This is a genomic window from Microcystis sp. M53603_WE2, assembly GCF_030065435.1.
Window position 1 is genome coordinate 1 of the sequence record NZ_JASJFF010000978.1, and the last position, 3,247, is coordinate 3,247.

Genomic DNA, 3,247 nt, shown 5'->3' on the forward strand with positions numbered 1-3,247 from the left:
AATCTAACCGGCCGTTTTTGCCCATAAAGGCACTGGGAAATCGGGCCACCTCAAAAAAATTCGATTCCGTCGGACCGGGGCAAAGAGCGAGGATTTCAACGCCTTTGTCTTTATTTTCTGCCCAGAGAGACTCGCTAAAGCTGAGGACAAAGGCTTTTGTCGCCGCATAGACGGAAAGATAGGGCAGCGGTTGAAACCCGGCAATGGAAGCAACATTGATAATTGCCCCCCCAGTGCCGGCAAGCATGGGACGGAGAAAATAGTGGCTTAATTCCACCAATACCAGATTATTTAACTGGATCATTTCTAACTGTCGGGCTAAATCCCGCTCGCTAAAAGCGCCATAATCACCAAAACCAGCATTATTTACCAGTAAATCGACGTTGATTCCTTTTTGGTTCACCGTATCATATACTAGCTTTCCCGCCCCGGCAACGGTCAGATCTTGAACGATAACTGTCACTTTTACCCCGTATTGTTCCCCCAATTCCGCCGCTAATTGTTCTAGTTTATCTCTGGATCTAGCGACTAAAATTAGCTCCATTTGCCGTTGGGCAAGTTGACGGGCAAAGACGACACCGATACCAGTGGAAGCACCGGTAATGAGGGCTGTTTTCATAGAAGATCAATCAAAAATAGCTTTTTTGCTGGAATTGTACCACAATTAAGCTAAACGGCGCTTAACCTGCATGATCCAATAGCTATAACCCTTTTGGAGTCTATATCGGTGATCCGAAGTAAAAGCCGTTTAGCTTACCCTTCCATTTACAGTTCTTAACTTGGCGGGGAAGGCATTTTTTCAACTCAGAATATATGTTAGGCTAGAAATAGAACAAAGGTCGAGGGAGGTGCAGAAATGACAGTTATAAGCTTCACTGATCAAGATATTGCCAAGTATACCGCCGCTGATATTGCTTCTTTGGCCGAACGACTAGAAAAAGATGAGTATAGTAACCCCTTCGAGGCTTTGCGGGATTGGCATCTGTTGCGAGCGATCGCTTTTCAAAGGCAGGAATTAGCCGAACCTTATCTTTATCTGTTGGATCTAGAAGCCTACGATGAGGCTTAAGGTTGCTTAGTTAAACAAAACTTAACAAAAATTACTGGGGGTGTGAGACTAGCACACCCATTATTTTTGATTATGGTATTCTCTGGCTGAAAAAAGCCCCTAGCTTTTTGCTCCTTATTTCCCTACTATCAATAACAAAGTATTTTTAGGCGATCGACTAAATTATGGGCAAACAATACAACGTTTATGGGATCGGTAACGCGCTCGTCGATATGGAATTTCAAGTCTCTCCTGAATTACTGCAAGAATTGGGCATCGATAAAGGAGTGATGACGCTGGTGGACGAAAATCGTCAAACCCAGTTGATGGAAAAATTGGCTCTTGATTGTAAACGCAGCGGTGGCGGATCGGCGGCGAATACCCTAGTAGCGATCGCTCAGTTGGGGGGTAGAGGTTTCTATTCCTGTAAAGTGGGTAATGACGAATTAGGTAAGTTTTATCTGCAAGATCTGCGGGCCTGTGGTTTGCATACCAATGAACACGGCGGCGAAAAAGAGGTGGGAATCACGGGAAAATGTCTAGTGTTCGTCACTCCCGATGCCGATCGCACCATGAATACTTTTCTCGGCATCACCGGGGAAATTTCCGAACGGGAATTAGTCCCTTCAGCGATCATTAATGCCGATTATCTCTATCTCGAAGGTTATCTCGTCACCTCTCCCACTGCCAAAGCTGCCGCTATTAAAGGGCGAGAAATTGCTCAGGCTGCTGGAGTCAAAACCGCTTTATCCCTGTCGGATCCCAATATGGCGATCTTCTTCCGGGAGGGATTACTGGAAATGATCGGAACGGGGTTAGATTTCGTTTTCGCTAATGAGTCGGAAGCTTTGACTATTTCTGGCAGCGAGGAAATCGAGTCAGCGATCGCCTATTTTAAAACCATTGCTAAAGGATTCGCTATCACCCGGGGTGCCAATGGTTCTTTGATCTATGATGGCGAAAATCTCCTGGAAATTGACCCCCATCCCGTACAGGCGATCGATACCGTCGGTGCGGGGGATATGTACGCAGGTGCGTTTCTCTACGGTATTACCCACGGTATGGGTTACAAAGGGGCGGGAAATCTCGCTTCTCTAGCGGCTGCCCGGGTGGTTTCTACTTTTGGGGCGCGTTTACAAACCGAGGAAATTCAATCCCTGCGCGATTTGATCGTTTTGGGATAGGTTTTGTCAGTGATCAGCTTTCAGTCATCGGGAGTCAGGTTTTTTCTCCCTGCTCCCTGCTCATAGACAGTCTTAACCAGTAATTTAGATAGGGTTTGCTGAATAAATTTGAAATGTAGGCAAAGTAAGGGTTTTGGAGCTTTTCTCGCGAAACAGGTGCAAGATTTTGAGAGAATCGTCGTTCAAAACCTTGCGTCTTCATCGGCCCGCGTCCTGTAGGGGCGAAGCATTCGGGCAATAACCTATCGGTGAAAACGTAGATTTTCTATCCGAATGCTTCGCCCGTACTTATTCAGCAAACCCTAGATAGTCATACTAAATCCTGTTTAAAAGGTATAGGAGGGCGGGGAGAAGGGAGCGGGTTTTTCAAGTTGGATTGGCAGTTAATCATGGTATTAAAAACCGATTCAGTATAACGTTTCCGTTCACCCGCCGTTAGTAACTTCTTGGACTCAACAAAGAGACTGAATACGGTCGGTGTGCAACGGTTAGACATCAGACACTAATGGTAAACGACGAATACGAATACGGCTTGGCTCAACCGTAATAGCTGATCCTTGTTCTAAATCCTCCTCGCACTCAGGGATTACTGTCAACAAAAGATTCGTAAGTGCTTGGGCGCGTAATCTTTCAACCCGAATGCGAATGACTGAAGGAGTATTCGCCACATCAAGTGCCAGCAATGTATGGAAATCCGCATCGAGAGTAGCAACAACCCGTCCCTCGTCTCTAGCCCTTTGGATAATGTCTGAGTCTTCAGCTTCAGACATCCCTATTTCACCAACAGGGATAGTGTCGATTCCAGCATCACCTAATAAAGTTGCCGCAGAAAGCGGTAGTCCCTGATCAAGCAACAGCTTCATAGCGATTAGGAAGTTCAATGATGCGATCATCCAAGTAAGAAGAGGCAAAAATTAGGGCTTGTCGAATATCTTCATCCTCCAGTTCGTGAAACTCTTGATGTAATTCTGCTCGATCGGTATAAGTTGCCAGTAGCTCAATCACTCGTCGAACC

Annotated in this window: 5 protein-coding genes; 2 read left to right on the forward strand and 3 right to left on the reverse strand. The window is 45.9% G+C overall.

All coding sequences use genetic code 11. The features are described 5' to 3' along the window. A partial coding sequence (locus PX481_RS20650; protein WP_288095735.1) for an SDR family NAD(P)-dependent oxidoreductase occupies positions 1 to 619 on the reverse strand: 619 nt, incomplete at its 3' end. A 237-nt stretch (positions 620 to 856) separates the two neighbouring features. On the opposite strand from PX481_RS20650, the gene isiD reads away from it, so the two are divergent. After that, entirely contained in the window at positions 857 to 1,069 is a 213-nt protein-coding gene (gene isiD / locus PX481_RS20655) for a protein IsiD (RefSeq protein ID WP_002732311.1), read from the forward strand. A gap of 164 nt (positions 1,070 to 1,233) precedes the next feature. Further along, positions 1,234 to 2,232: an adenosine kinase gene (locus PX481_RS20660; RefSeq protein WP_288095737.1), complete on the forward strand. Its 999-nt coding sequence runs from the start codon at positions 1,234 to 1,236 to the stop codon at positions 2,230 to 2,232. 488 nt (positions 2,233 to 2,720) lie between these two features. Here the strand turns inward: PX481_RS20660 and PX481_RS20665 are convergent, their stop codons facing one another. Next, entirely contained in the window at positions 2,721 to 3,095 is a 375-nt protein-coding gene (locus PX481_RS20665; RefSeq protein ID WP_288095739.1) for a DUF5615 family PIN-like protein, read from the reverse strand. Next, positions 3,079 to 3,247: DUF433 domain-containing protein (locus tag PX481_RS20670; protein WP_353852210.1), on the reverse strand; the 169-nt coding region annotated here is incomplete at its 5' end. The genes PX481_RS20670 and PX481_RS20665, both read right to left, overlap by 17 nt.

Bases quoted from the DNA above. Each gene is read 5' to 3' on its own strand.
- PX481_RS20660 (WP_288095737.1), top strand. From the start codon at position 1,234: ATGGGCAAACAATACAACGTTTATGGGATCGGTAACGCGCTCGTCGAT.
- PX481_RS20665 (WP_288095739.1), bottom strand. From the start codon at position 3,095: ATGAAGCTGTTGCTTGATCAGGGACTACCGCTTTCTGCGGCAACTTTA.
- isiD (WP_002732311.1), top strand. From the start codon at position 857: ATGACAGTTATAAGCTTCACTGATCAAGATATTGCCAAGTATACCGCC.